At 58.9% G+C, this 25,143-nt stretch carries 25 protein-coding genes; 18 read left to right on the forward strand and 7 right to left on the reverse strand.

Translation table 11 applies throughout. The features are described 5' to 3' along the window. The 9 genes from repA to AC244Q_RS24100 all read left to right on the forward strand — a co-directional run bounded on the left by repA (position 1) and on the right by AC244Q_RS24100 (position 9,473). On the forward strand, positions 1–1,194 hold the full coding sequence (repA, locus tag AC244Q_RS24060; protein ID WP_128406922.1) for a plasmid partitioning protein RepA: 1,194 nt from the start codon (positions 1–3) through the stop codon (positions 1,192–1,194). A 4-nt stretch (positions 1,195–1,198) separates the two neighbouring features. After that, a complete protein-coding gene (repB, locus tag AC244Q_RS24065; protein ID WP_128406923.1) occupies positions 1,199–2,200 on the forward strand; it encodes a plasmid partitioning protein RepB in 1,002 nt (333 codons plus the stop codon). A gap of 154 nt (positions 2,201–2,354) precedes the next feature. Then, positions 2,355–3,659, forward strand: coding sequence for a plasmid replication protein RepC (gene repC, locus AC244Q_RS24070; RefSeq protein ID WP_128406924.1), 1,305 nt, complete (start codon positions 2,355–2,357; stop codon positions 3,657–3,659). 108 nt (positions 3,660–3,767) lie between these two features. Then, complete coding sequence (locus tag AC244Q_RS24075) at positions 3,768–4,652, forward strand: dihydrodipicolinate synthase family protein (RefSeq protein WP_128406925.1); 885 nt, start codon at positions 3,768–3,770, stop codon at positions 4,650–4,652. 7 nt (positions 4,653–4,659) lie between these two features. After that, positions 4,660–5,337, forward strand: a complete 678-nt coding sequence (locus AC244Q_RS24080) for a GntR family transcriptional regulator (RefSeq protein WP_206641090.1) — start codon at positions 4,660–4,662, stop codon at positions 5,335–5,337. 55 nt (positions 5,338–5,392) lie between these two features. Beyond that, positions 5,393–6,721 carry an ABC transporter substrate-binding protein gene (locus tag AC244Q_RS24085; RefSeq protein ID WP_128406927.1) on the forward strand — a complete coding sequence of 443 codons (1,329 nt, stop codon included), beginning with the start codon at positions 5,393–5,395 and terminating at the stop codon, positions 6,719–6,721. After that, positions 6,721–7,659, forward strand: a complete 939-nt coding sequence (locus AC244Q_RS24090) for a carbohydrate ABC transporter permease (RefSeq protein ID WP_003562595.1) — start codon at positions 6,721–6,723, stop codon at positions 7,657–7,659. The genes AC244Q_RS24085 and AC244Q_RS24090 overlap by 1 nt, the downstream gene beginning before the upstream one ends. Further along, complete coding sequence (locus AC244Q_RS24095; RefSeq protein ID WP_017996277.1) at positions 7,659–8,474, forward strand: carbohydrate ABC transporter permease; 816 nt, start codon at positions 7,659–7,661, stop codon at positions 8,472–8,474. The genes AC244Q_RS24090 and AC244Q_RS24095 overlap by 1 nt, the downstream gene beginning before the upstream one ends. An 18-nt stretch (positions 8,475–8,492) precedes the next feature. Next, positions 8,493–9,473, forward strand: coding sequence for a sugar kinase (locus AC244Q_RS24100; protein WP_017996276.1), 981 nt, complete (start codon positions 8,493–8,495; stop codon positions 9,471–9,473). 109 nt (positions 9,474–9,582) lie between these two features. Here the strand turns inward: AC244Q_RS24100 and AC244Q_RS24105 are convergent, their stop codons facing one another. Together AC244Q_RS24105 and AC244Q_RS24110 are read right to left on the reverse strand one after the other, a co-directional pair. Next, the gene (locus tag AC244Q_RS24105; protein ID WP_128406928.1) at positions 9,583–10,587 is read right to left on the reverse strand and encodes an inorganic phosphate transporter; all 1,005 of its coding nucleotides are present in this window, start codon (positions 10,585–10,587) and stop codon (positions 9,583–9,585) included. Beyond that, positions 10,587–11,204 carry a DUF47 family protein gene (locus AC244Q_RS24110; RefSeq protein ID WP_245274062.1) on the reverse strand — a complete coding sequence of 206 codons (618 nt, stop codon included), beginning with the start codon at positions 11,202–11,204 and terminating at the stop codon, positions 10,587–10,589. Before AC244Q_RS24110 ends, AC244Q_RS24105 begins: the two co-directional genes overlap by 1 nt. Between AC244Q_RS24110 and AC244Q_RS24115 the strand changes: the two genes are divergently transcribed. The 8 genes from AC244Q_RS24115 (at position 11,094) to AC244Q_RS24150 (ending at position 18,148) form a co-directional block, all read left to right on the forward strand. Beyond that, entirely contained in the window at positions 11,094–11,432 is a 339-nt protein-coding gene (locus tag AC244Q_RS24115) for a hypothetical protein (RefSeq protein WP_245460530.1), read from the forward strand. The two genes, AC244Q_RS24110 and AC244Q_RS24115, sit on opposite strands and share 111 nt — an antisense overlap. Positions 11,433–11,524: 92 nt before the next feature. Next, positions 11,525–12,847 (forward strand): sn-glycerol-3-phosphate ABC transporter substrate-binding protein UgpB, encoded by a 1,323-nt coding sequence (ugpB, locus tag AC244Q_RS24120; RefSeq protein WP_026157588.1) that lies wholly within the window; start codon positions 11,525–11,527, stop codon positions 12,845–12,847. Between the two features lie 65 nt (positions 12,848–12,912). After that, positions 12,913–13,797 carry a sn-glycerol-3-phosphate ABC transporter permease UgpA gene (ugpA, locus tag AC244Q_RS24125; RefSeq protein WP_003562585.1) on the forward strand — a complete coding sequence of 295 codons (885 nt, stop codon included), beginning with the start codon at positions 12,913–12,915 and terminating at the stop codon, positions 13,795–13,797. 12 nt (positions 13,798–13,809) lie between these two features. Further along, positions 13,810–14,658, forward strand: coding sequence for a sn-glycerol-3-phosphate ABC transporter permease UgpE (ugpE, locus tag AC244Q_RS24130; protein ID WP_003562583.1), 849 nt, complete (start codon positions 13,810–13,812; stop codon positions 14,656–14,658). Position 14,659: 1 nt separating this feature from the next. Next, positions 14,660–15,706, forward strand: a complete 1,047-nt coding sequence (locus AC244Q_RS24135) for a sn-glycerol-3-phosphate import ATP-binding protein UgpC (RefSeq protein ID WP_017996273.1) — start codon at positions 14,660–14,662, stop codon at positions 15,704–15,706. 55 nt (positions 15,707–15,761) lie between these two features. Further along, positions 15,762–16,511: a glycerophosphoryl diester phosphodiesterase gene (locus tag AC244Q_RS24140; RefSeq protein ID WP_003562579.1), complete on the forward strand. Its 750-nt coding sequence runs from the start codon at positions 15,762–15,764 to the stop codon at positions 16,509–16,511. Positions 16,512–16,520: 9 nt separating this feature from the next. Next, positions 16,521–17,306: a DeoR/GlpR family DNA-binding transcription regulator gene (locus tag AC244Q_RS24145; RefSeq protein ID WP_003562577.1), complete on the forward strand. Its 786-nt coding sequence runs from the start codon at positions 16,521–16,523 to the stop codon at positions 17,304–17,306. Then, positions 17,303–18,148 carry an HAD-IIB family hydrolase gene (locus AC244Q_RS24150; RefSeq protein ID WP_003562574.1) on the forward strand — a complete coding sequence of 282 codons (846 nt, stop codon included), beginning with the start codon at positions 17,303–17,305 and terminating at the stop codon, positions 18,146–18,148. The genes AC244Q_RS24145 and AC244Q_RS24150 overlap by 4 nt, the downstream gene beginning before the upstream one ends. Here AC244Q_RS24150 and AC244Q_RS24155 read toward each other — a convergent pair. The 3 genes from AC244Q_RS24155 to AC244Q_RS24165 all read right to left on the reverse strand — a co-directional run bounded on the left by AC244Q_RS24155 (position 18,106) and on the right by AC244Q_RS24165 (position 21,230). After that, complete coding sequence (locus tag AC244Q_RS24155; RefSeq protein ID WP_003562573.1) at positions 18,106–18,951, reverse strand: carbohydrate ABC transporter permease; 846 nt, start codon at positions 18,949–18,951, stop codon at positions 18,106–18,108. The two genes, AC244Q_RS24150 and AC244Q_RS24155, sit on opposite strands and share 43 nt — an antisense overlap. Before the next feature lie 5 nt (positions 18,952–18,956). Further along, the gene (locus AC244Q_RS24160) at positions 18,957–19,895 is read right to left on the reverse strand and encodes a carbohydrate ABC transporter permease (RefSeq protein ID WP_003562572.1); all 939 of its coding nucleotides are present in this window, start codon (positions 19,893–19,895) and stop codon (positions 18,957–18,959) included. An 87-nt stretch (positions 19,896–19,982) separates the two neighbouring features. Continuing rightward, positions 19,983–21,230, reverse strand: a complete 1,248-nt coding sequence (locus AC244Q_RS24165) for an ABC transporter substrate-binding protein (protein ID WP_003562569.1) — start codon at positions 21,228–21,230, stop codon at positions 19,983–19,985. 573 nt (positions 21,231–21,803) lie between these two features. Between AC244Q_RS24165 and AC244Q_RS24170 the strand changes: the two genes are divergently transcribed. Further along, complete coding sequence (locus AC244Q_RS24170) at positions 21,804–22,838, forward strand: LacI family DNA-binding transcriptional regulator (RefSeq protein WP_128406929.1); 1,035 nt, start codon at positions 21,804–21,806, stop codon at positions 22,836–22,838. On the opposite strand, the gene AC244Q_RS24175 is transcribed toward AC244Q_RS24170, so the two are convergent. Beyond that, positions 22,819–23,793 (reverse strand): alpha/beta hydrolase, encoded by a 975-nt coding sequence (locus AC244Q_RS24175; RefSeq protein WP_128406930.1) that lies wholly within the window; start codon positions 23,791–23,793, stop codon positions 22,819–22,821. The genes AC244Q_RS24170 and AC244Q_RS24175 overlap by 20 nt on opposite strands. After that, complete coding sequence (locus AC244Q_RS24180) at positions 23,790–24,938, reverse strand: Gfo/Idh/MocA family protein (protein ID WP_419424874.1); 1,149 nt, start codon at positions 24,936–24,938, stop codon at positions 23,790–23,792. Before AC244Q_RS24180 ends, AC244Q_RS24175 begins: the two co-directional genes overlap by 4 nt. Positions 24,939–25,143: the final 205 nt, after the last annotated feature.

Here is a 25,143-nt window from a genome sequence, read left to right on the forward strand (position 1 = left end):
ATGCAGCCGAGTCTTGCTCTTCAGGACGATCAAGAGCACCTCCCGTCGCTTCTGGCAACGGATGCGAAGGAGTTATCCTATCAACTTCAGCAGCATCAGGCAAAAATCTTCCCCCCGCTCTCGCAAAAGACCATCAGAACATTTTCGCCGGCGGAAGCGGCAGGCTTTATCGGCATCGGCGAAGGGTATCTCCGCCAGGTAGCCGCCGACGGCCATGGGCCCGATCCGCTCGCAAACGGACGGCGGCTCTATAGCGCAACGGATATGGATCGAATTCGCCGGGTCCTCGACGAGCGAAACGGAACGCCGAAATATGTGCCGGCCCGCAGGCCGGGCGAAAAGCTCCAGATCATCTCCGTCATGAATTTCAAGGGCGGCTCGGGCAAGACCACCACTGCGGCCCATCTGGCGCAGTTCATGGCGCTGCGAGGCTACCGCGTGCTCGCCGTCGACCTCGATCCGCAGGCGTCCTTGTCCGCCTTGTTCGGTCATCAGCCGGAGTTCGACGTCGGAGAGGGCGAAACGATCTACGGTGCGATCCGATATGAGGACCCGCGCCCCATCGCCGACATCGTGCGCGCCACCTACACGCCCAATCTGCATCTCATTCCGGGCAATCTCGAGCTGATGGAATTCGAGCACGAGACCCCGAAGGCGATGGCGTCGGGTACGGCCGAGACGATGTTCTTTGCCCGCATCGGCGAGGTCCTTACGGAAATCGAAAGCCTTTACGACGTTGTGGTCATCGACTGCCCGCCGCAGCTGGGCTTCCTGACGATGTCGGCGCTCTGCGCGGCAACCTCGGTCTTGATCACGGTCCACCCGCAGATGCTGGATGTCATGTCGATGTCGCAGTTTCTGACGATGACGAGTGAATTGATGTCGGTCGTTGAAAAGGCCGGCGGGCGTACGAGCTATGACTGGATGCGCTATCTCGTGACGCGGTTCGAACCGAACGACGGACCGCAAAGCCAGATGACCGGCTTCATGCGGGCAATCTTCGGCAACCGAATGCTCCACAATGCCATGGTGAAATCGACGGCAGTCGCCGATGCCGGCGTCACCAAGCAGACACTTTACGAGGTCGAGCGGTCGCAGTTCACACGCGGAACCTACGATCGGGCACTGGAATCCCTCAACCTCGTGAATGGCGAGATCGAGGCGCATATTCGCTCCACCTGGGGGAGGAAATAGATAGATGGCGCGCAAGAACCTCATCGAAATTTCCGCTCCGAACCCGGCCAGGGCGGACGCGGTCGCACTGCGCGACAATCGTCCGATCGCTGGATTCGTGCCGCAGGAGCGCAGTGCCGCGCCGGTCGGCGGCATTACCAAGACGCTCGGCAACATTACCGAGAAAATGGAGCGGGCGAGTGAGCTGGAACGGCAGCTTGCCAGTGGCCAGACGATCATCGAACTCGATCCCGGCCTGATCGACGCTTCCTTCGTCAGCGATCGATTGGCGATCGATGCGGCCGAACTCGCGCAGCTTGTCGAGCAGATCCGCGAGCATGGGCAGCAGGTTCCGATTCTTGTCCGCCCGCATCCCGAAAGCAGGGGACGCTATCAGGTCGCCTACGGCCATCGTCGCCTGGCTGCCACCCGAGAAATTGGCATCAGGGTGCGTGCGGTCGTCCGCGATCTCACCGACGGTCAGCTGGTCGTCAGCCAGGGACAGGAAAACAGCGCTCGAACCAATCTCTCCTACATCGAGCGCGCACTTTTCGCATCGCGGCTCGAGGAACGCAGCTTTGGCCGCGATGTCATCATGGCGGCCCTCGGCGTGGACAAGGCGGCGCTGTCGAGAATGCTGATCGTCATACGACAGGTCCCCCTGACGCTCGTCAATGCCATAGGTGCAGCACCTGATATCGGCCGCCGCCGATGGCTGGAACTGGGGGAGCGGCTTGAGAAAGCCGACGTCGAAAAGATCATCGCGGAGTTGTCCGCGGACGACGCGCGCAAAATTTCGAGCGACGAGCGGTTTCACCGGGCGCTCGTTCTGGCAATGAAGAAGACGACTGCTCCGAAGCCGACGGTGGCTAAATCTGAGGTCAGCGGTGTGCCTGTCATGATCAAGAAGACAGCATCCGGTGCGACCTTCGTCTTCGACGGCAAGACGGCGCCCGGTTTCGATCAATTCGTCCAGGAAAGGCTGAAGGGCCTGTTCCAGGAGTTCAACAAGGACAGAGGAGCGTAACGCGCAAAAGAAAAAGGCCCCCAACGACGACGCCGTGGAAGCCCTTCTCAGATCTTAAGCACATCGAGAATCGCATTTCCCCGAATCACAGTCAAGCGTCTTAGGCACCAAATTGGTGGATGGTTTTCTTTTGCCTGAACGAAGGTGAAGGCAAATGGAGAGTGAATATGTGACGACGCCCTTTGGGCGGCGGCCGATGTCGCTTGGCATGCTGGCAAGCCAGCACCTGGCCGAGACCATCGAGCCGGGAATGAAACGCAGCAAATGGAAGCTATTCAGGGCGATCTGCGAAGCACGGCCAGCGCTTGGCGTCACCGATCGGGCGCTGACCGTGCTCGATGCGCTTCTGACCTTCTACCCTGACGACGAAATCTCCGAGGAAAAGGGACTGATCGTCTTCCCGTCGAATGCGCAGCTTTCGTTGCGCGCCCGCGGCATGACGCCAGCGACCCTCAGGCGGCATCTTGCTGTCCTGGTCGAGGCCGGCCTGATCCTGCGCAAGGACAGCCCGAATGGAAAGCGCTATGCGCGCCGCGACAGGGCAGGGGCGATCGGCGATGCCTTCGGCTTCAGCGTCGCACCGCTTCTGGCGCGTGCTGTCGAAATCGAAAGCCTGGCCGCTCAGGCGGTTGCCGACCGTGAGCTGTTACGGGTGACCAGGGAACGCCTGACGTTGTGCCGGCGGGACATTTCCAAGCTGATCACGGCGGCGCTCGAAGAAGGGGTTTCCGGTGATTGGGAAGGCATTTCGGCGATGTTTCGAACGCTTCTTGCCCGGATTCCACGGGTGGCGACCGCCGAAGACCTGGCACCGCTGCTCGACGAGATGGCGATGCTGCGTGCAGAGATCGTCAACATGCTGGAAAGACGGATAAAAACACAAAAAATAGACGCCAATGAGTCTCAAATTGAGCATCACAAACAGAATTCAAATCCCGACTCCAATTATGAATTTGAACCAAGCTTCGAAACGAAGCAGGGCGAAAAGGCAGCGACCGACAATGACCCGAACGCCGGGCCGTCGGACGAACGAAGATTGAAACAGCAAAGGCCTTCCGGCCGGATGAGCAACAGGGCGGGGGGCGCGGCCGATCCGGGCGCCGGAGCAAGCCTGAAATCCTTCCCGCTCGGCCTCGTCCTCCAGGCCTGCCCCAGTATTCTCGACTATGGGCCTGGCGGAAGCATCGGTAATTGGCGAGACCTGATGTCGGCCGCCGTCGTCGTGCGTTCGATGCTCGGCGTCAGTCCCTCGGCCTATGAGGAAGCCTGCTCGGGCATGGGCCCGGAAAACGCCGCCACCGTGATCGCCTGCATCCTGGAAAGGGGAGGGCACATCAACTCGCCCGGCGGTTATCTCAGAGATCTGACCCGAAGGACCGAAAAGGGCGAGTTTGCAATCGGACCGATGCTGATGGCGCTCGCGCGGGCGAATGGGCCGATGGCGAGGCATGCCAGTTGATCGTGAGAAAGCAACAGCCCCGACAAACGTGTAGCAGTGCGTAATCACCTCTTTACAGCTAACATGTTAGTTTGCTACATTTGACCTGTTCATTGGGAGGAAGCATATTTGACACAAAAATTCGGGCTCTCGGTTGCTCTTGCCACGCCGTTCGACAGCAATGGCGATATCGCGATCGAGGCGATGATCGAGCAGGCACGGCGCAGCCTCGCGGCCGGCTGCTCGAGTGTGACCCTGTTCGGGACGACGGGTGAAGGTTCTTCCATCGGCACGCAGGAACGTGAGCATGTTCTCGCTTCCATGCTTGATAGCGAATTAGCCGCAAAGCAGATCATCGTAGGTGTGCTGGTCGACGCGGCCGAGGATGCGGCGATGCAAGCCGGCCATGCGCTTTCCAAGGGAGCCCGCAATATCCTTCTTGCTCCGCCGTCTTATTTCAAGAACGTGAGTGAGGACGGCGTCTTCCAGTGGTTTTCGGCTGTCTTCGCCATCCTGGGCGACAAGGCGCGCGATATTATCGTCTACAACATTCCCTCGGTCACCATGGTTCCGCTGAGCGTATCGCTAATCGGCCGACTGCGGACCGCCTTTCCCAATGTCGTTACGGGCGTCAAGGATTCCTCCGGCGACTGGCCTTTTACGGAAAAGCTGCTGAAGGCGCATGGCGATCTCGTCATCCTGGTGGGCGACGAACGTCACCTGGCGAAGGGTGTGCGGCTTGGCGGCGAGGGTGCGATCTCCGGCATGGCTAATTTCGTACCTCGCGAAGTCAAGCTGATGGCGGAAGAAGGCAAGGACGATCCTCGCGTCGAGGGTTTCGTGGCCGAATTGCTGAAATTTCCGGTGACTGCCGCCGTGAAAGCGATGGTCGCTCACCTGACGTCGGATGAAATCTGGCTTACGGTTCGACCACCACTCGTTTCAATATCCGGCGAGGAGCAGGCGCAACTCACTCTTGCGTTCGACACTCTTTTCCGCTCGAAAGCGGCATAGGTCGGAGATGTTTCTGGGAGAGGCGATGGACGGAACGGACGAGCAGCCGACACTGCGGGAAAAGGCGTATGAGAGCTTCACACGCCACCTTCTTGCGCGTGACGTGCGCCCCGGCCAGTTCGTTTCGCAGCGTCGCCTCGTCGATCTGACGGGGCTGACGCTTGGCGCTATCCGCGAACTTATCCCGAGGCTCGAAGCCGAAGGGCTGATCAAGACGGTGCCCCAGCGGGGGTTGCAGATTGCGCATATCGACCTGAACCTTATTCGCGAGGCATTCCAGCTGCGCGTGTTCCTGGAGAAGGAAGCGGTCGCGCTTTTCACCCGCTCTGCATCTGACGAGACTATCGCCGGGCTTTTGAAGCAGCATCGGGATATTGCGGACGCCATTCGAAATGGCGATGGATCGCACGAATTGGAAGTACACGCACAAGCTGTCGATTGGGGTATGCATGACGCCTTTATCGATGCTTTGGGAAATACCATCATCTCGAACGCCTACCGGGTGAACTCAATCAAGATGCGCCTGATCAGTCAGGACCGTTTTCGTATCGATGGTCACGTCGGACCTGTCATGGGTGAGCACCTCAAGGTGCTCGAGGCGATCGAACGACGATCGGCGGCGGACGCCGTCAACAGCCTTGTCGCACACATCAATCATGCAAGAGATCGTGCGCTCAGGATATAATCGGAAATAAGCAGCCGGGGGTGAGGAGATCGCCGGCAAAAGGAGGAGGAATCACATGTCATCGTTTTTGAACCCGACGAGGCGCGGCTTTCTGGCGGGTACGGCCGCTTTGGGCGCCAGCAGCATGCTCGGCGTGCGGCTGGCATCGGCTGCGGTCGATTGGAAGCGCTTTGCCGGCACGACGCTCGAAGTCAACCTGGTCAAGAGCCCGCGCAGCGAAATACTTCTGAAGTACCTGTCCGAATTCGAGGAGCTCACCGGCATCAAGGTCAATGCCGAAGCGACGCCCGAACAACAGCAGCGTCAGAAGACGACTATCGAGTTGAGCTCCGGCAAGCCGAGCTTCGATGTCGTGCACATGAGCTATCATGTCCAGAAGCGGCAGTTCGAAAAGGGCGGCTGGCTTGCCGATATCAGTGGTTTTCTCAAGGACCCCTCTCTGACTGACCCGTCTCTGGTTGAAAGCGACTTCGCCGAAGCCGGCCTGACTTTTGCCAAAGATCCGGGCGGCGTTCTGCGTTCGCTTCCATTCTCGGTCGACTACTGGATCATCTATTGGAACAAGGCGCTGTTCGAGAAGAAGGGGCTGGCCTACCCGACGACATTCGAAGAACTCGCCAGTGCCGCGGAGGCGCTCACCGATCCTTCCACGAATACCTACGGCTTCGTCGCCCGCGGCCTGAAGAACGCCAATACGCCGGTCTGGACGTCGCTGCTGCTTGGCTATGGTTCGAGCCCGCTCGGCCCGGATGGCAAGCTGCGCACAACATCGCAAGAAGCGATCGATGCGGCCAAGCTTTACCAAAGGCTAATGACCAAGACCGCTCCTCCCGGCGTCTCCGGCTTCAACTGGGCTGAGGCACAATCTGCCTTCCTGCAGGGCAAGATCGGCATGTGGCTGGATGGCGTCGGTTTTGCGCCGCCGATCGAGAATCCGGAAAAGTCGCGCGTCGTCGGCCAGGTCGGTTACGGCATCATGCCGAAAGGTCCGAAGGCACAGGCCGCAGGCACCTTCGGCGACGGGCTTGGCGTCGTCGCGGCAAGCCAGAAGAAGGAAGCCGGGTACCTCTTCTGCCAATGGGCGATTTCGCATGAAATGGGCGCACGTCTGCTGCAGGCCGGCGCCGGCGTTCCTTTCCGCCAGTCCGTCCTCGAGGATGCGAAGGTCCGCGAAGGCGTCAAGATGCCGGGCGCCTGGCTGGATGCCGTCGTCGGTTCCGGCAAGATTTCGCAGCTCGCGCTGCCGGTCATCATTCCGGTCACCGAGTTCCGCGACGTTTACGGTGTCGGTCTCACCAACATGATCGGCGGCGCGGATCCCGAAACCGAGCTGAAGGCAGCGACGGCACAGTTCGAACCCGTCCTGGCGAAAAGCGAGGGATAATGGCCTCGACAAGCATCGAAACGGCCGCAGTGGCCAAGACCTCGAAAGGAAGGAGCAAACCGGATCGGTTTGCTCCCAACTACTGGCCTTTCGTCATCCCGGCGCTCATCGTCATTGCGGCCGTCATCGTTTTTCCATGGGTGTTTACCCTTTGGATGAGCGTCAACAGCTGGACGCTTGGCCAATCCCAGGTCTTTGCGGGACTGGACAACTATGCCCGCCTGGTCGTGGACATGCGCTTCTGGGACTCGCTGTGGCATACGGTGCTCTATACGACGCTCTCCGTGGTGGCGCCCCTTTTCCTGGGGACGCTCGCCGCGCTGATCTTTGATACGCAATTTCCGCTGCGCGGCCTTCTGCGCGGCATATTCGTGATGCCGATGATGGCGACGCCGGTCGCCATCGCCCTCGTCTGGACGATGATGTTCCACCCGCAGCTCGGCGTCCTCAACTATCTTCTCTCCCTCATGGGCATCGGTCCGCAGGAATGGATCTATAACCAGAACAGTGTCATCCCATCGCTGGTGCTGGTCGAGACGTGGCAATGGACGCCGCTTATCATGCTGATCGTGCTCGGTGGTCTGGCGGCGGTTCCGCGCGAGCCCTATGAAAGTGCCGAAATCGACGGAGCCAATGTCTGGCAGAAATTTCGCTACCTGACGCTGCCGATGATCGCGCCATTTCTGATGATTGCCGTGATGATCCGCAGCATCGATGCGGTGAAAAGTTTCGACATCATCTACGCCATGACCCAAGGCGGCCCGGGCACGGCGTCGGAAACGATCAACATCTATCTCTACAACACTGCTTTCGCTTACTACGATATTGGCTATGGATCTGCGATGGCGGTTGTCTTCTTCATCCTCATCGTCCTGCTCGCCTTCGTCCTGATGATGCTGCGGCAGCGCGCGAACTGGTCCGACGGGGAGGCACGCTGATGAAGCGCAAGACGCTCGATCGCATCGGACTGCTGTTTGTTGCCCTGGTGATGATATCGCCGGTCGTCCTGTTCTTCCTCTGGATGATTTCCCTGTCGCTGAAATATGAAATCGACAACGGCGCTTATCCACCGATCTTCATCCCGGAGCGCTTTGCCTGGTCGAACTATCTGAAGGTCTTCGAAGAGAACAACTTCTTCCTCTATCTCTGGAATTCGGTGCTGGTGACGGGTGCCGCCACACTTCTGGCGCTACTAATCGGCGTGCCGGCCGGATATGGCATCGCGCGGCTGAAGGCCGAGAAGTCTGCGATGGTCATCATGATTGCGCGCATGACGCCGGGCCTTTCGTTCCTGATCCCGCTCTTCCTACTGTTCCAATGGCTGAACCTGCTCGGCACGCTCTTGCCGCAGATCATCATCCATCTCGTCGTCACAGTGCCGATCGTCGTGTGGATCATGATCGGTTATTTCGAGACGACGCCGATGGAACTGGAAGAGGCTGCAAGCATCGACGGTGCAACACCCTGGCAGGTTTTCCGGCTGGTTGCCTTGCCGATCGCCAGGCCAGGCATTGTCGTCGCCTTCATCCTGTCGGTCATCTTCTCGTGGAACAATTTCGTCTTCGGCATCGTGCTCGCCAGTCGCGAGACGCGCACGCTCCCCGTCGCGGTCTACAACATGCTCTCGTTCGAGCAGGTCAGTTGGGGTCCGCTGGCGGCGGCGGCGTTGATCGTCACCTTGCCCGTGCTGATTTTGACGGTGTTTGCGCAACGGCAGATCGTGGCGGGTCTGACGGCCGGAGCCGTCAAGTGAGCGGGTGAGACAACGGTTTTGACGACTTCTTCTTCTTCTGCCTTCGACCCACCTCCCGGTCGGGCGCGCCGCGTTTTGTGTGTCGGCGCCGCGGTTATGGACACCTTGTTTCGCGTACGTTCGCTACCGAATGGCCAGGGCAAAATTCTGCCTTACGATATGCTCCAGATCGCCGAAGGCATGGCATCGAGCGCCGCCTTTGCAGTCGCCCGGCTGGGTGGCAAAGCCAGCCTCTGGGGCGCCGTCGGCAATGATGCCACCGGCGAACGGATCATTGCCGATCTCAGCAATAGCGGCATAGACACGAGCGGCATGCTGCGCGTCGAAGACGCCCGTTCGGCCGTCTCGACCATCCTTGTGGATGACCAAGGCGAGCGTTTGATCGTACCTTTCTACGATGCGGGCCTGCACGAAACGGTCAAGCCGGTCACCAAAAAGGATATTTCTGCTTTCGATGCGGTGCTGGTTGACGTCCGGTGGCCGAAGCTTGCATTGCGGACGCTATTGGCAGCCGCAGAGGCGGGCAAGCCGGCCATTCTCGATGGCGATGTTGCAGGCGATGGCGTGATCGAGATGCTTGCGCCGGCGGCCAGTCACATCGTGTTCTCACAACCGGCGGCCGAACGGCTTTCTGGAGCAGCCGAGCTGGTGAAGATCGTCGGTCTTCTCAAACGAAAGTTCGAGCATGCCTTCATCAGCGTCACGGCGGGCGAAAGTGGCTGCTTCTGGTTCGATGACCGAAGCGGCGAAGTCCTTCATCTTGCCGCTCCGAAGGTGAGGGCGGTCGACACGCTCGCGGCAGGCGATATCTTCCATGGCGCTTTTGCGCTGGTTGTCGCGGAAGGCCTGCCGATTGAAGAGACGATGCGCTTTTCATCCATGGCGGCGGCGCTCAAATGCCAGGTGTTTGGCGGTCGTACCGGCGCACCCAGCAGAGCCGAGGTCTGCAACAGGCTGCAGGGTTGGGACGCGCCGGTGACAAGGATGGGTGGTCGCTAGAGAAATTCCAGCAATAGTGCGAAGCGGTTTTGCGTCCGGTATTGCGTGAAAACAAAGAGATAGGGCATGATGCCGAAAAATGTGAGCGGTTTTCGGACGACATCCCGTTCTAGGCGAAGAGGTCCGATAGCCAGTAGCACAGCGCCGAAATGATCGCAGCGGCGGGGAGTGTGACAACCCAGGCAACAACGATGTTGCCCGCCAAGCCCCAGCGTACGGCGGACAGGCGTCGGGCGGCGCCCACGCCGATGATGGCGCCGGTGATCGTATGCGTGGTCGAGACCGGGATGCCCAGCCAGGTTGCGCCAAACAGTGTCAATGCACCGCCTGTTTCGGCACAAAAGCCCTGCATTGGGTTGAGACGGGTGATCTTCGATCCCATCGTATGGACGATCCGCCAGCCGCCGAAAAGCGTACCGAGTGCCATTGCGCTTTGGCATGAGAGAACGACCCAGAGCGGCACATGGAAACCACCCGTCAGGTACCCTTGCGAATATAGCAACACGGCGATGATGCCCATCGTCTTCTGCGCGTCGTTGCCCCCATGGCCGAGGGAGTAGAGGGAGGCAGACACAAACTGGAAGACCCGGAATGTGCGATCAACGGCGAACGGTGTCTGTCGCACGAAAGTCCACGACACGATCAGAATGAGCAGAAGCGCCAGGAAAAATCCGATCGCCGGCGACATCACGATGGCGCCGGCCGTCTTCAACAAACCGGTCCAGACGATCGAACTGAATCCCGTCTTCATCAGGCCAGCACCCACCAGACCGCCGACCAGTGCATGCGATGAACTCGACGGGATACCAAAGACCCAGGTGACAATATTCCAGACAATGGCGCCCATCAACGCCGCGAAAATGACTTGCGGAGTCACGATGGCCGGATCGATGATGCCGGTTCCGAGCGTTTCCGCGACGTGCAAGCCGAAGAACAGGAAGGCTATGAAGTTGAAAAAGGCCGCCCAAAGCACAGCATATTGCGGACGCAGCACGCGCGTCGACACGATTGTGGCGATGGAATTGGCTGCATCGTGCAGGCCGTTCAGGAAATCAAAGAAGAGTGCGACAGCCACGAGAGCGGCAAGAAGAGGAAGGGCAAGGGTGGCTTCCATCAAACGTTCTCGATGACGATGCCACTGATCTCATTGGCGACATCCTCGAAACGGTCAACGACCTTCTCAAGCTCGCCATAGATCTCGCTGCCGATGAGGTAAGCCATTGCATTCGACGCGCCGTGGCGGCGGAAAAGATCCTTCAAGCCCTGCTCGTGCAACTCGTCGGACCGGCCTTCGACGCGCGTCACTTCTTCTGCCAGCGCCGCCAGACGGGGAGCATTCGTGCTGATCCGATCGAGAAGAGGAAGGGCTTCGGCTATCAAATGTGCTGCCTGGACAATGGTCTTTCCCATTTCCTGCATCAGAGGATCGAAGCTTTTCTGCTCGAATAGCCGAATGGTCTTCACCGTTTTCTGCATCATGTCGATCGCATCATCCATCGACTGGATCAGATCCTTGATGTCGCCACGGTCGAACGGCGTGACAAAACTGCGACGCACGGCAAGCAGTACTTCGCGGGTGATCTCGTCCGCTTCATTCTCCAAGGCGACAATCCGTGCACAATGCCCTTCAATGTCTGTGCCGCTCAAAAGTTCGTCGAGGGCTTCGGCCGCACCGACGACAGTCTTTGCGTGTTGAGCGAACAGATCGAAGAAGCGATCTTCCCGCGGCATGAGTTTTCGAAACCAGTTCAGCATCTGCGCTCCATCGACTGTCACAAAGCTGTCATAGAGCACGTCGTTGGTCGTGAAAAGCCGTTAGCGACCGATGTCACGGGGACTTCCACCGGATCATGCGTGCCATCAAAGGCTGACGCGGCGCGTATCATCGATTGGCCACTCCTTCCGGGCAACGGTCTTTACGATCGCCGAGCGAGTTGGTGTCATCAAATGTTCATATGAACATTCTATCTTTGCAAAATGAAACTAGCCTGTTACCATCGAGCTCACGTTCGTAGCGGGAGGCTATGGACCGACAACAAGTGGGAGTGAGGATGAACAAGATCGCTTTTTTCCTGTCCGCAGGATTGACCAGCCTATCCTTATCCGTTCCGGCAATGGCGGCCACGAAGATCCAGTGGTGGCACGCAATGGGCGGCGAGAATGGCGCGAAGCTTGAACAGATCGCCAAGGGGTTTAACGCATCTCAATCTGACTATGAGATCGTCCCGGTATTCAAAGGCACCTATGACGAGACGCTGACGGGCGCCATTGCTGCGTTCCGCGCCAACCAGCAGCCTGCAATCGTACAGGTCTATGAAGTCGGTACCGGCACGATGATGGCAGCACAGGGCGCGATCTATCCTGTTTACCAGTTAATGAAGGACGAAGGCGAGGCCTGGGACCAGAGCAAATTCATTGCTCCGGTCGTCGGCTATTACTCAGACACCAGCGGCAACGTTCTGTCCTTGCCGTTCAATTCCTCGACGCCGATCATGTATTACAACAAGGATGTCTTCAAAAAGGCGGGGCTCGATCCGGAAACACCGCCGAAAACATGGGCGGAAGTTGAAGCCTTTTCGCGGACGATCATGAAGTCCGGCGCAGCCAAATGCGGCTTCACCAGCGCCTGGATCTCCTGGATTCAGACTGAAAACCTCAATGCTCTGCACGACAAGCCCTACTCCACCAAGGCCAACGGCTTTGGCGGCTTGGATGCGGAGTTCACCTTCAACAACGATCTCACGATCCGCCATTGGGGCAACTTGAAGAAGTGGCAGGACGAGGGGCTCTTCAAATTCGGCGGGCCTGGCGGCGGCGATAATGCTCCTCCGATGTTCTATTCGCAGGAATGCGCGATGTACATGAACTCGTCGGCCGGCCGGGCAGGCGTTATCAATAACGCAAAGGCTTTCAAGGTCGGGTTTGCGCCGCTTCCCTACTATGACGACGTCATTACGCAGCCGCTCAATTCGATTATCGGCGGCGCCACGCTCTGGACGCTGAAAGGTCGCCCAGAAGAGGAGTACAAGGGTGTCGCAAAGTTCTTCACCTACCTGCAGAAGCCGGAAGTGCAAGCCGATTGGCATCAGTTCTCCGGCTACCTGCCGATAACCGAGGCTGCCTATAAGCTGGGCCAGGATCAGGGTTATTACGAGAAGAATCCTGGAGCAGATATCGGCATCAAGCAGCTGACGCGGGTGACACCTACCGATAATTCCAAGGGTATCCGGTTCGGCAACTACGTCCAGGTGCGTGGCATCATCGACGATGAGTTTGCAGCATTGCTGGGCGGGAAGAAGACGGCGAAGGAAGCGGTTGATTCCGTGGTCGCACGAGGCAACGAACAGCTTCGCGATTTCCAGTCCGCCAACTAATGGGCTCCGCGACGGGGGCTGGTGAGAGACCGGCCTCCGTTTCCCATCCGTCAGTGTGAGGGCCCATGCAAACCAAACGGACCGTATTTCCCAACAAGCTTTTGCCTTACCTGCTCATCGCACCCCAAATTTTCGTGACCGTGGTATTCTTCCTCTGGCCCGCGGCGACGGCATTCTGGCAATCTTTCCTGCGCCAGGATGCCTTCGGCTTCAAAACGAGTTTCGTCTGGTTCGAAAACTACCGCCGGCTCTTTGCCGATCCGATCTACATCAACGCCTTCGGCCACACGCTCATCTTCGCCATTCTCGTGACCGTCCTATCGACGGCGATCGCGCTGCTCCTGGCTGCAGCGGCGATGCGCGTGTTGCGCACCTCTCGAATTTATTCGACCTTGCTGATCTGGCCCTATGCCGTCGCTCCCGCGATCGCCGGCATTCTTTGGTGGTTCATGTTCAATCCCTCGATCGGCATCGTCGCCTATATGTTGCGGGCGATGGGGATCAACTGGAACCATCTGATCAATCCTGACGACGCTATGATCCTGATCGTCATCGCGGCGACTTGGAAGCAGATTTCCTATAATTTCTTATTCTTCTTGGCTGCGCTGCAGTCGGTGCCCCGTTCGCTTCAGGAAGCCGGGGCGATCGACGGAGCCGGTCCTGTGAAGCGTTTCTGGACGATCGTGTTCCCGCTGATCTCACCGACAACCTTCTATCTGATCGTCATCAATATCGTTTACGCGATGTTCGATACCTTCGGCATCATTCATGCGACCACCCAGGGCGGACCGGCGCGTGCAACCGAGATCCTTGTCTACAAGGTTTATTTCGACGGCTTCATCGGACTGAATTTGGGCTCGTCGGCGGCGCAGTCGGTCATTCTCATGGTGATCGTCATCGCTCTGACCGCGGTCCAATTCCGCTTCATCGAACGCCGCGTGCAATATTGAGGAATCCCGAGGATGGTTGAAAATCGCCCCTTCCTAAATTTCCTGGCGCATCTTGTCCTCATCATCGGCGTCACGATTGTTGTATTTCCCGTCTACGTGGCTTTCATCGCATCGAGCCACGGTCCAAACGACTTCTTGTCAGGTGTCGTGCCGCTAACGCCGGGCAGCCACATCATCGAGAACTATTCGACGATGCTGTCATCTGGAATGACAAGCTCGGGGGCGCCGCCGATCGGACCGATGATGATCAACTCGCTGATCATGGCGGTTGGCGTCGCCGTCGGGAAGATCGCTATTTCGATCCTTTCGGCTTTTGCTATCGTCTATTTCCGGTTTCCGTTCCGGACCTTGGCATTTTGGATGATCTTCATCACGCTGATGCTGCCGGTCGAGGTGCGCATCGTGCCGACCTACAAAGTCGTCGCCGATCTCGGAATGCTGAACAATTACGGCGGCCTCATCATCCCGCTGATCGCATCGGCAACGGCAACCTTCCTGTTTCGTCAGTTCTTTCTGACTGTTCCCGACGAACTCATGGAGGCTGCCCGTGTCGATGGCGCAGGGCCGATGAAGTTCTTCCGGGATATCCTGCTCCCACTATCGATCACCAACATTGCGGCGCTCTTCATCATCTTGTTCGTGCTCGGCTGGAACCAATATCTGTGGCCGCTCATCATAACGACCGACCAGAGCTTTTATACCGTCGTGATGGGAATCCAGCGCATGGCAGCGGTTGCCGATGCGGAGCCGCGCTGGAACCTTGTGATGGCAGCCGTCATTCTGGCCGCCCTGCCACCCGTCCTCGTCATCGTCGCCATGCAACGCCTTTTTGTCAAAGGCCTGGTCGAAACGGAGAAATGAAATGGCAACGATCAATATCATCGACGTCAAGAAGAATTATGGCGCCGTTCCGGCGGTCAAGGGCATCAACCTGTCTGTCGCAGACGGCGAACTCATCGTCCTCGTCGGCCCCTCCGGCTGTGGCAAATCAACCCTGCTTCGCATGATTGCCGGGCTGGAATCCATCAGCGAAGGCCATGTCGAGATTGCCGGCCGCAATGTCAACAAGGCAGAGCCGGCCGACCGCGATATCGCCATGGTCTTTCAGAATTATGCGCTTTATCCGCATATGACCGTACGCGGAAATCTCGAATATGGTTTGAAAAATCGTGGCACCGAACGGGCGGAAATCAACCGCCGTGTGGCGGAGGCGGCCGAGATCCTCGAAATTGGGCCGATGTTGGATCGTAAACCTCGCGAACTCTCCGGCGGGCAGCGCCAGCGCGTTGCGATGGGGCGGGCGATCGTTCGCGAGCCGGCCGCCTTCCTGTTCGATGAGCCTCTGTCCAATCTCGATGCCAAATTGCGGGTGCAGATGCGCGTTGAAATACGCCGGCTGCAACGGCGCCTGAAGACCACCAGCATCTATGTCACCCATGACCAGCTTGAAGCGATGACGCTGGCCGACCGGCTGGTTGTCATGAACGGAGGACTTGTCGAACAGGTCGGCACGCCCGTGGCGGTCTACGATCGCCCGGCGAGCCTGTTCGTCGCCAGCTTCATCGGCTCACCGCCTATGAATCTCGTGCCGATCGACGTCCTCAGGGCAGCCGACAGCGCAAGTGCCCTGGCATTGCCCGCCGGGACCGATATGGTCGGCCTTCGCCCGGACGCGTTGCTTGTTGCCAAGCCGGTTGAGCCTTCCGTTCGTCTCAATGCAACGGTCGAGCTGCTCGAGCCAATCGGCGGAGAAAGCCATCTGCATGTGCGATTGGGAGGGGGCCAGCAGACGGTCGTCCTGACCGTACCGGGTCGTCCGGATTTTGCCGAGAATGCCAATATCGACGTCTTCGCACGCGTCGGCGCGATGCATCCTTTCAACAGCGATACCGGAAAACGCACAGATTGACTCCGGTTTATTATTTCTCCATCCCAGCCCAGAAGACGATGAAAGAGATGAGACGATGACGACCGTAGAGCCGCGATCCGGCCCGAGACGCAGTGAGGTTCAGGCGCATCGAGGCGCCTCTGCCATTGCGCCCGAGAATACCATTGCCGCTTTCCGGGCGGCCGCTGAACAAGGCGCGGAATGGGTCGAACTCGACGTAGCACTTCTTGCCGACGGGACCCCGGTCGTCATCCACGACGTGTCGATCGATCGCTGTTCCTCGTCGAAGGGAAATCTTGCCGACCTCACCGCGTCGGATCTCGGCGCCATCGACGCTGGCTCATGGTTCAGCCCGAAATTCAAAGGCGAACCACTGCCGACGCTGGCCCGCGTTGTTTCCGCGCTGGGCGAACTCGGGCTCAACGCCAATGTCGAGATCAAGCAGCATGCCCATCACAAGTCACTCGACCAGCTGGTCAAAGTCGTCGATCAACATCTGAAGGCGCGGGCGGCGCACACCAGGATCATGATCTCAAGCTTTGATGCCGCTGCGCTGAAGGGAATGTATGAGATCGATCCAAGCTACGAACTCGCCATGCTGTGGAGCAAGCTGCCTGCGGATTGGCAGGATACCCTTCGGTCGATTCCCGCAAAGACCATCCATCTCGACTACAAGGCTCTGAGTATCGGGTTTCTCGAGGAGGCCGTGCGTCGCGGCATCTCGGTGCGGGCGTGGACCTGCAACGATCCCAAGCGGCTCGCATCATTCTGGGACGTGGGTTTGACCGGTGTGATAACAGACGACCCCAGTGTCTACCTCACGTAAGGAGCGGCGATGGGGCAGCGGATCATATCGAGCCGACAACGTGAGATCCTTGCGCTGATCGAAACGGAAGGTGTTCAGTACATCGAGGAACTGGCACGTCGGTATGATCTGACGACGCAGACGATCCGTCGTGATATCAATGCATTATGCGATCTCGGGCACGCACGCCGCTTCCACGGCGGCGTCGACTTGCCGGTCGCGGGCAGCAACATCTCACTCAATGCTCGCGCCCAGCTCAACCGACGGGCCAAGCGGCTGATCGCCAAGCGTGTCGCCGCCGACATAGGGGCAGACGCGACAGTGTTCCTCGGGATCGGCAGCACGGTTCGGTTCGTCGCCGAGGCGCTGCGTGATCACCAGGGTCTGACGGTGATCACCAATAACATCCACGTCGCCTTGAGCCTTTGCGACGCGCCGAGCGTCGAGGTCCATTTGACGGGCGGACTTTTGCGCCACGATGACCGCGACGTGGTGGGCACGGATGTGATCAGGTTCGTCGAAAAATTCTATGCGACTTACGCAGTCGTCGGCGCGGGCGCTTTGAGCCCGCTCAACGGTCTGATGGATTTCAGCTATAGCGAAGCCCAAATCACCAATGCCCTCCTTGAGAATTCACAAACGCAGATTCTGGCCGCAGACGTCAGCAAGTGGACGCGCAACGCTTCCGTGCGTGTTGCGCCATTCAGCAAACTCACCCGCTTCTACACCGATCGGCTGCCTGGCGAAGCTGCCGCCACCAATGCCCTCGCCGAGAGCGGCTTGGACGTGGTCACATGCAGCGAGGATATGACATGAGCTATGTAGACCTTGCACCATCGGCTCGTGAGTTACAGGATGTGCGCTACCTGTTCACCGACATCGACGATACCCTGACCACCGAAGGCAAGCTTCTGCCGCAAACCTACGAAGCTCTCTGGGATCTCAGCCGGGCGGGAATTGCCGTCGTGCCGGTCACGGGCGGCTCAGCCGGATGGTGCGAACATATCGTCCGCGCCTGGCCTGTGGCTGCCGTCATCGGCGAAAGCGGCGCATATTGCGTCACCCGTCAGGACGGCGAAGTGGTGTTCGACTATTGGGAGGATGGCGCCCTACAGGGTGAGCGCCAGCGCCAGCACCTGCAGACGATCAAAGAGCTGATCTCGCAAAATAGCCGGACGTTCAGAATTGCCCACGACCAGGTCTTCCGGCTGGCGGATGTCGCAATCGACATTCACGGTCAGGAACCGTATGAGGTCGAAGATCTGGCATCCAGCATTAGAGCCATGGGCGGAACGGTCGCGATCAGCTCCATCCACATCAACACGTGGATCGGCGATTACAATAAGCGCTCGATGAGCGAGCGCGTTTTAACCGAGATGTTCGGTATCGATCCCGATCAAACAGCCGCCGTGACCGCCTTCGTCGGTGACTCTCGAAACGATGCACCGATGTTTGGCTTTATCCGCAACTCTTTCGGGGTCAACAACATCATCCCGGTTCTTTCACAATTGCAATACGCGCCGAAATGGGTCTCCTCGCAGCCCGCCGGGCTTGGCTTTGCCGATATTGCCCAAACGATCTTGGACGCGGCTGGCGCAGGTTCTGAGACGTCTCGTCAGCTTTTGACCGAGCCGGCGGTCATGCCTGCCAGGAAGTAGCGTTGAGCAACCAGATAAAGGACCAGGAGGGGAAGGGAACCGAGCACGCTCATCGCCATCATCTCGTTCCATTCGAAGGCGTGCTGGCCCATCAGAAGCTGGATGCCGATCGGAACCGTCCTGAGGTCCATCGATTTTGTCAGCGTCAGCGCGAAGAGGAATTCGTTCCAGGCGAGCAGAAAGGTGTAGACCGCGGTGGCGACGATCCCGGGGATGGAGACCGGAACGATGACGCGCCAGAGCGCCGTCCAGCTCGAACCGCCGTCGACCAGGACGGCCTCGTCCAGCTCTTTCGGCAGGGTGTTGAGATAGCCTGTCATCAGCAGGACGGCGTAAGGCAGTGTGAAGACCATGTAGGTCAGGATCAGCGCCAGATAGGTATCGAAGATCCTGAAGGCGACCACCATTCCGAAATAGGGAATGAGAAGGGTAATCGGCGGAACGGTCTGGGTGCTGATGATGAAAATGTTCAAGGTGTTCTTGAACCGGAACTGATAGCGGCTGAAGCCGTAGGCGGTCACGATCGCGACGAGGAGGGTCAGAATGGTGACGACGCCGGCGACAAAGTAGCTGTTGATGAAGAACCGCACTTTCACCGGATCGTTGAAAATCGTCAGATAGGCGGCCACCGTGAAATCATCCGGCAACAGTCGCGGCGGAAGGGCGAAGATTTCCGTATTCGATTTCAGCGAGCTGAAAAACATCCACACGATCGGAAAAGCCGAAAAAACCAGGCCGATCGCCAGACCGAGATAGGTCAGGATGGTCGGCAATACCGAGCTTTTGAAGGAACGCTTTGCCATGACGGTCACCTGCGCTGCTGGTGTTTGATGTAGAAATAGGTGACGCTCATCGAGATGATTAGGATGATCATCGCGCTCGCCGAAGCCAGCGAGAATTCATACTGCGAGAAGGCGAGCTTGTAGGTGAAAGTGGAGAGCACTTCCGTCGAATAGATCGGGCCGCCGCCCGTCGTCATCCATACCAGCGGAAAAACCTGCATCGTCCAGATGAAATCGAGAAGCGCGATGCTGACGATGATCGGCATCAGCTGCGGAATGGTGATGTACCAGAACTTTTGGAGTCCGTTGGCGCCGTCGATGCCGGCCGCCTCGTAAAGCTCCTTGGAAATGCCCTGGAGGCCGGCGAGCAGGCTGACCATGTAAAGCGGATAACCCGCCCAGATGTTTGCGAAGGTCAAAGCGTGAATGGCCGTGCGCGTCGACGAAAACCACTCGACCTTGAAGTTGATGATATGGAGCGCCATCAGCACGCTGTTGACGACGCCGTTCGGGTCGAGCAGCAGGCGCCAGATGATGGCGATGATGACGGCGGTGAACAGCCAGGGCAGGATGAAGAGCACGCGCAGGATGCTGCGAATAAGCGGATCGACGCGGTTGGTGTTCAACAGCAGCGCGAATGCCAGGCCGATGATGAAGTGGAAGACGACGCTCATGATCGTGAAATAAAGCGTCTGCGCGACCGACTGCCAGAAGACCGGATTTTCAAAGATGGTCACATAGTTCTGGAGCCCTGCGAAGGCAGCGGTCTTTTTCATGATGGCGCCGTCCATCAGAGAATATTTGAAGACCATCACCATCGGGAACAGCATCAGCAGCACAAGCAGCAGGGTCGCCGGCGACACGTAGAAATACGGGACCAGCTTCCTCAAGGTGCTGTAACGAAGCCATCCTTTTCTTCGCGCTTTGGCATGCGCGGCGACCAGAGCCGTAGCCGAGTGATTCATGAGCTGTGACTTTCCATTCTGCCGAGATTTGACGACTTGCACCGGCAGCGCAAGGCTGCGCTGCCGGTGATCGTGAAAGCGACGTGCTTAGAACTTCGCGAGCCACGCCTTTTGGGTATTGGCAGCTGCGTCCTTGGCTGACTGCCCGCCGTCGAACATCTTCTGGACTTCGACGTTCATGTCGCGCATCAGCTCTTCGGCAACCGGAAGACCGACGAATTCGTTGGCAGGATAGCCGCTCTGGAAGATTTTGAAAGCTTCCGCGAAGATCGGGTCCGAGGCCACGAAGTCCGGCTTGGCATGGACGTTGCCGGGGAAGGCGTTGGCAATCGAGACGAGACGGCCGTTGACGTCAGGGCTCATCAGGTATTCGACCAGCTTCCAGGCTTCGTCCTTGTGCTGGCTGCCTTCGCTGATGCCGATGCCCCAGGAGGCATAGGGCATGCCGCGCTTGCCGGTGTAGCCGTCAGTGGCCGGCAAGGCGGAGATGCCGAAGTTGAGCTTCGGATTGCGCTCGCGGATGAGGTTCACATGGGCGAGGGAATCCACCATCATGCCGACGCGGCCGTTGACGAATTCTTCGACCTTGTCCTGTTCCTTCTTGGCGAAGATGCCGGGAGAAATCACGCCTTCCTTGTTGAGCGAGGCAAGATAATCGAGCGTGCCGACGACGGCGTCATTTTCGAGGTCAGGCTTGCCGTCCTTCAGCATCGAGGCGCCGGAGGCCCAGACCCAGGACATCACGTCGTTCTGGATTCCGCTCGGAGACTGCAGCGATAGCGGCAGAACCCAGCCGTACTGGTTCTTCGAGGCGTCGGTCATCTTCTTCGCGGCTTCAGCGAATTCCGTGCGCGTCGTCGGCAACTTGTCGACGCCGGCGGCCTTGGAGATATCCAGGTTCACGAAGACCGGGTAGACGAAGGATGCCAGCGGGAACATCACGCTCTTGCCATCGACCTTGACGATATCGGTGATCTGGCTCTTGTCGTATTTCGCCTTCTCCATCAGTTCGTCCATGGAGGCGATCGCGCCCTGCTTGGCGAGCCCGTTTACCCAGGCACCATCGAGGCCGACCACGTCGCTGAGCGTTCCCGAGGCGGCGCCGACGACGATCTGGTCACGCGTCGTGGCATAGGGACCGCTGACAAGCGTCACCTTGATGCCGGGATTTTTGGCTTCGAAATCGTTCATAATGCCGCGCAAGGCGCCGGACGGCATTTCGGGTTCCCACCATTGAATGAACTCGATGGTGGTGTCGGCAAACGCGGATGTGGCGCAGAGCGCCCATACCGCTACCGCAGCCCGCATCGTCACGCCGAATTTGCTGATATTCATCTGTGCCTCCCAAAGATTGTCAGTTAATCGATCCTCCTCAAGATCGTAGGCAAAGTAGGTTCCCTGAAGGCCCTATCTGTCAATGAAGAACTGCGATCGGGAAAAGATGGGAGGCCGGCATTCACGGCGCGTGTCGCGTTAAATCATTGATAAAAAATAATAAAACTGATTGACATCATCGGTATTTTTCTACAGCATTTGTGTTGCTTGTGACGCATTTTTTCTTTACTTTCGTAAACAAATGAAAGTTTATCCAACAAAATGAAAAGCGTGGAACCCGGCGTCTTCACTGCAAATTTTCGAATTTGGGGCGCTGAAACAAGCACCTTTTGCAACCACGCGGCGCAAACGGCGCAAGTCGCAGTGAAGGGAATATTTCGATTTTCGAAAGGGAGGGCAGGGCCCGCACCAAAAGTGACGGATCACGCCGGCTTACGTGGTGGGTTTCGAAGATTGAGGATACGAAGATCACCTGTACAAATTGCCGAATGCGTGATTTGGCGCGTCAGAGGATCGGCCGTTGCGTCAAATCATTCCCGATCAGTTGTCGTCGTCCCGCCAGTAAGGAATTGAATGGCCAAGAAAAATTATAAATCGATGGACGACTTCGCGACCGCCGCCGGCGTATCGCGTCCGACCTTGTCGAAATATTTCGACGATCCCTCACAGATCAAGGAGGTGACCCGCAAGCGTATCGAGGCGGCTCTCAAGAAGTCGCATTTCGAGCCGAACCTTTTCGCCCGGCATCTCAATCGCAAGCGGACCAGGAATATCGGGATTCTGGTCCCGACCATGTCGGATCCCTTTTATGTGCAGGTCGTGTCGCTGATCGAGCTGGAGTTGCGCGAAAAGGGATTCTGGCCCGTCCAGATCTCTTCGCACACGCGGCCGGAGCTGGAGGCGGAGGCCGTGCGGACCTTGCTGTCGCTGAAGGTTGCAGGCGCGATCGTGGCGCCGCTCGGCGCCGGTTCACGCCGTTCCGCGCTGGAAAGACTAAGCGGCGCAATCCCCGTCGTCTGCTTCGACAACCCTGCCGGCGCTGACCTTCCCTATGTCGGAAACGATAACGCGCAAAGCATGGCCGCCATTGTGCAATATCTCTGCCGGTCCGGTGAGCCACCGATATTCCTGGAGATTCCGCATTTGACCGAAAATGCTGGCGAGCGGCAGGAGAGCTACCGCGCGACCATGGCGAGGGAAGGGCATACTCCGCTGGTCATCGATTGCGACGCACCACCTTCCTGGGAATTCGAGCGTCTCGGATACGAGCAGATGCAGAGAATTCTTGCCAGAGGCGGTCTTCCCGGCAAAACGCTGCTATGCGCTAATGACCGCTTCGCTTTCGGCGCGATGGCTGCCGCTTTCGCTTCGGGACTGAAAATCGGTCGTAGCGACGCGTGCGACGTACGCATTGCCGGGCACGACGACCACCCGCTTAGCCGATACACCTGCCCGTCGCTGACGACGATGGCTCAGAACGCGCCCGAGATCGCCGCGAAATCCGTGGAGCTTTTGCTGGCGCATATCGAGAGCGAGGATGATGGAACCACCCCTACGACGAACAAGGTGATCCTCGAGGCAACGCTGGTTATGCGCGAATCGGCTTGAGGCCGGCACGGGTTCCTGCCTCACGGGTAAGCGCAGGGTCCATGGCGCGCCATGCCATTGCGATGGCTTCGAGGGCCTCTTGTGCTTCCGGAATAGCCCGTCGCTTCGATACGAAGCCATGGATCTGTCCGGGCCAGGTCCGGGTCGTTGCCTTCGCCTCGGTGCTGAGCCGCTCGGCATAAGCGGCCCCTTCGTCGAACAGCACGTCGTATCCGGCAAGGATCACCAGCGCCGGCGCCACGCCCGCCAGCGACGCTACGTTCAGCGGCGAGGCTCGCCAGTCCGACCGGCTCGTAGGTTCCGGCAGATAGTGGTCTCGGAACCATTTCATCGCCGCGGCCGTCAGGCCGAAATCCTCTTGGTAACGCAAGTAGCTGTCGCTTGTCTGCAACTGATCGGTCACCGGATAGATCAGCACCTGTCCGATGACAGCCGGCACCTGTCCGTCCCGCGCCAACAGGGCGACGACGGCGGCCAGATTGCCACCGGCGCTATCGCCGGCGACGAGAATTCGCAAGGGATCGATGCCGAGCGCATCCGCCTGCTCCGTCATCCAGACGAGTGTGGCGGCGCAGTCGTCAATGGCAGCGGGAAAGGGGTGTTCCGGGGCCAGGCGATAGTCGGGCGAAACCACGACGGCGCCTGCCATATTGGCAAGCGTCCGGCAGATATCCTCATGGGTTTCCGGCGCGCCGATGACAAAGCCGCCGCCATGGAGATAGAGCAAGGCCGGTGCGCCCTGGCGCGGCGCAGCGCGGCCGCGCCATATCTTCAACCGGATTGCGCCCGCATGCCTTTCCAGGATCTCGGCTACGTCTTCGAGCGGCCGTTGAATGTCTGCGAAACTATCCAGATATTGCTGCCGCGCCAGCGCCGGCGTGCAGCTTTCGACCGGCGTTTGGGGATCGCCGGGCCATGCAAGCGCACGTTTGGCGGATTCATCCAGTTGTGTCATGCCAGCAAACTCCTCGCTTCGTCTTCCCGCAATTCTTTTGGCTGCGCGACAATACCCGGAATGGTCTGCGCGACACCGGTTTCACCGGCACGCAGGATCGCTTCCATGACTTCGAGCACATGGAGAGCGAGATCGCCCGAAGCACGCGGCGCACGGCCCTCAATGATTGCGCGTGCGAGATCGGCAAGACCAAGCATGCGGTAGTTGGCACGATCAGGCGCTGCGATCGGCCAGTTGACGGCGCCAAAGAGTTTGCCTGACGTATCCGTTTCCTGCCAGGGCGCGCCGCGGCTGGAGAGCGCAACGGAGCCGCCGAAATTGTCGGGGTCGGGCAGGCGCAGCGAGCCTTCGGTCCCGTGGAGTTCGATGGGGTGATTGGAGTGGCGAAAGACGTCCCAGGAGGTGCCGAAGGTGACCGTGGCACCGCAATCGAATTCCAGCAACGACAGCACGCTGGTCGGCGTGCCGACCTTGAACGTGGTGCCCTGCTTCGGTCCCTCCGCCGTGATGAGCCGCTCGTCCTGCCCGCTTGTGGCGACGGCCTGCACACGGCGGATAGGCCCCATCAGATTGACCATCATCGTCAGATAATAAGGCCCCATATCCATGACCGGGCCGGCGCCGGCCTGGTAATAAAAGCCGGGATCCGGATGCCAGTGCTCCATGCCGCGCCCCATCATGAAGGCCGTCCCGGTCACCGGCTTGCCGATGGCGCCGGCTTCCATCTGCCGCCGGGCATGGCGTCCGGCCGCCCCCAGAAACGTATCTGGCGCCGAGCCGAGCATGAGGCCCTTTACGGCGGCGGCATCCACCAAGCGGCGTCCTTCGGCGGCCGTGACACCGAGCGGCTTCTCCGTGAAGACATGCTTGCCTGCAGACAGCGCCCGCATCGAAACGTCAAAATGCGCGGCCGGGATCGTCAGGTTGAGGATGAGGTCGATGTTCCGGTCGTCGATGAGGCTGTCGACGTCGGCCGCGCGCAGATCGAACTCGGCCGCGCGACGCTTGGCGGCGTCTGCGTTGAGGTCTGCACAGGCGATGATTTCGACGCCGCGAAACAGCGGCGCGTTGCGCATATAGGCGAGCGAAATGTTGCCGCATCCGACAATGCCGATCCTGAGTTTCATACCATTGGTCTGTGCCATCGAAGAACCTGATTTTGCCGTTGCGGGTGCGAAGGGTTGAGGGGTACGTTACATTTTAATCGCAAGGAATAAAATATATTGACGTACGCTAACATTTGACCGTACGTAATGGCAAGACGCTGGCGTCGCAATCCCCGCTGAAGAGCCCGCCTTTCCGGCCTTCGGCCGCCTCCCAGGCGGAAGGAGTTTTGCAAGGTCGGCGAAG

The organism is Rhizobium sp. CB2179, from assembly GCF_057653455.1.

Bases quoted from the DNA above. Each gene is read 5' to 3' on its own strand.
- repA (WP_128406922.1), top strand. From the start codon at position 1: ATGCAGCCGAGTCTTGCTCTTCAGGACGATCAAGAGCACCTCCCGTCG.
- repB (WP_128406923.1), top strand. From the start codon at position 1,199: ATGGCGCGCAAGAACCTCATCGAAATTTCCGCTCCGAACCCGGCCAGG.
- repC (WP_128406924.1), top strand. From the start codon at position 2,355: ATGGAGAGTGAATATGTGACGACGCCCTTTGGGCGGCGGCCGATGTCG.
- AC244Q_RS24080 (WP_206641090.1), top strand. From the start codon at position 4,660: ATGTTTCTGGGAGAGGCGATGGACGGAACGGACGAGCAGCCGACACTG.
- AC244Q_RS24085 (WP_128406927.1), top strand. From the start codon at position 5,393: ATGTCATCGTTTTTGAACCCGACGAGGCGCGGCTTTCTGGCGGGTACG.
- AC244Q_RS24090 (WP_003562595.1), top strand. From the start codon at position 6,721: ATGGCCTCGACAAGCATCGAAACGGCCGCAGTGGCCAAGACCTCGAAA.
- AC244Q_RS24095 (WP_017996277.1), top strand. From the start codon at position 7,659: ATGAAGCGCAAGACGCTCGATCGCATCGGACTGCTGTTTGTTGCCCTG.
- AC244Q_RS24105 (WP_128406928.1), bottom strand. From the start codon at position 10,587: ATGGAAGCCACCCTTGCCCTTCCTCTTCTTGCCGCTCTCGTGGCTGTC.
- AC244Q_RS24115 (WP_245460530.1), top strand. From the start codon at position 11,094: ATGCCCTTCAATGTCTGTGCCGCTCAAAAGTTCGTCGAGGGCTTCGGC.
- AC244Q_RS24110 (WP_245274062.1), bottom strand. From the start codon at position 11,204: ATGCCGCGGGAAGATCGCTTCTTCGATCTGTTCGCTCAACACGCAAAG.
- ugpB (WP_026157588.1), top strand. From the start codon at position 11,525: ATGAACAAGATCGCTTTTTTCCTGTCCGCAGGATTGACCAGCCTATCC.
- ugpA (WP_003562585.1), top strand. From the start codon at position 12,913: ATGCAAACCAAACGGACCGTATTTCCCAACAAGCTTTTGCCTTACCTG.
- ugpE (WP_003562583.1), top strand. From the start codon at position 13,810: ATGGTTGAAAATCGCCCCTTCCTAAATTTCCTGGCGCATCTTGTCCTC.
- AC244Q_RS24135 (WP_017996273.1), top strand. From the start codon at position 14,660: ATGGCAACGATCAATATCATCGACGTCAAGAAGAATTATGGCGCCGTT.
- AC244Q_RS24140 (WP_003562579.1), top strand. From the start codon at position 15,762: ATGACGACCGTAGAGCCGCGATCCGGCCCGAGACGCAGTGAGGTTCAG.
- AC244Q_RS24145 (WP_003562577.1), top strand. From the start codon at position 16,521: ATGGGGCAGCGGATCATATCGAGCCGACAACGTGAGATCCTTGCGCTG.
- AC244Q_RS24150 (WP_003562574.1), top strand. From the start codon at position 17,303: ATGAGCTATGTAGACCTTGCACCATCGGCTCGTGAGTTACAGGATGTG.
- AC244Q_RS24155 (WP_003562573.1), bottom strand. From the start codon at position 18,951: ATGGCAAAGCGTTCCTTCAAAAGCTCGGTATTGCCGACCATCCTGACC.
- AC244Q_RS24160 (WP_003562572.1), bottom strand. From the start codon at position 19,895: ATGAATCACTCGGCTACGGCTCTGGTCGCCGCGCATGCCAAAGCGCGA.
- AC244Q_RS24165 (WP_003562569.1), bottom strand. From the start codon at position 21,230: ATGAATATCAGCAAATTCGGCGTGACGATGCGGGCTGCGGTAGCGGTA.
- AC244Q_RS24170 (WP_128406929.1), top strand. From the start codon at position 21,804: ATGGCCAAGAAAAATTATAAATCGATGGACGACTTCGCGACCGCCGCC.
- AC244Q_RS24175 (WP_128406930.1), bottom strand. From the start codon at position 23,793: ATGACACAACTGGATGAATCCGCCAAACGTGCGCTTGCATGGCCCGGC.
- AC244Q_RS24180 (WP_419424874.1), bottom strand. From the start codon at position 24,938: ATGGCACAGACCAATGGTATGAAACTCAGGATCGGCATTGTCGGATGC.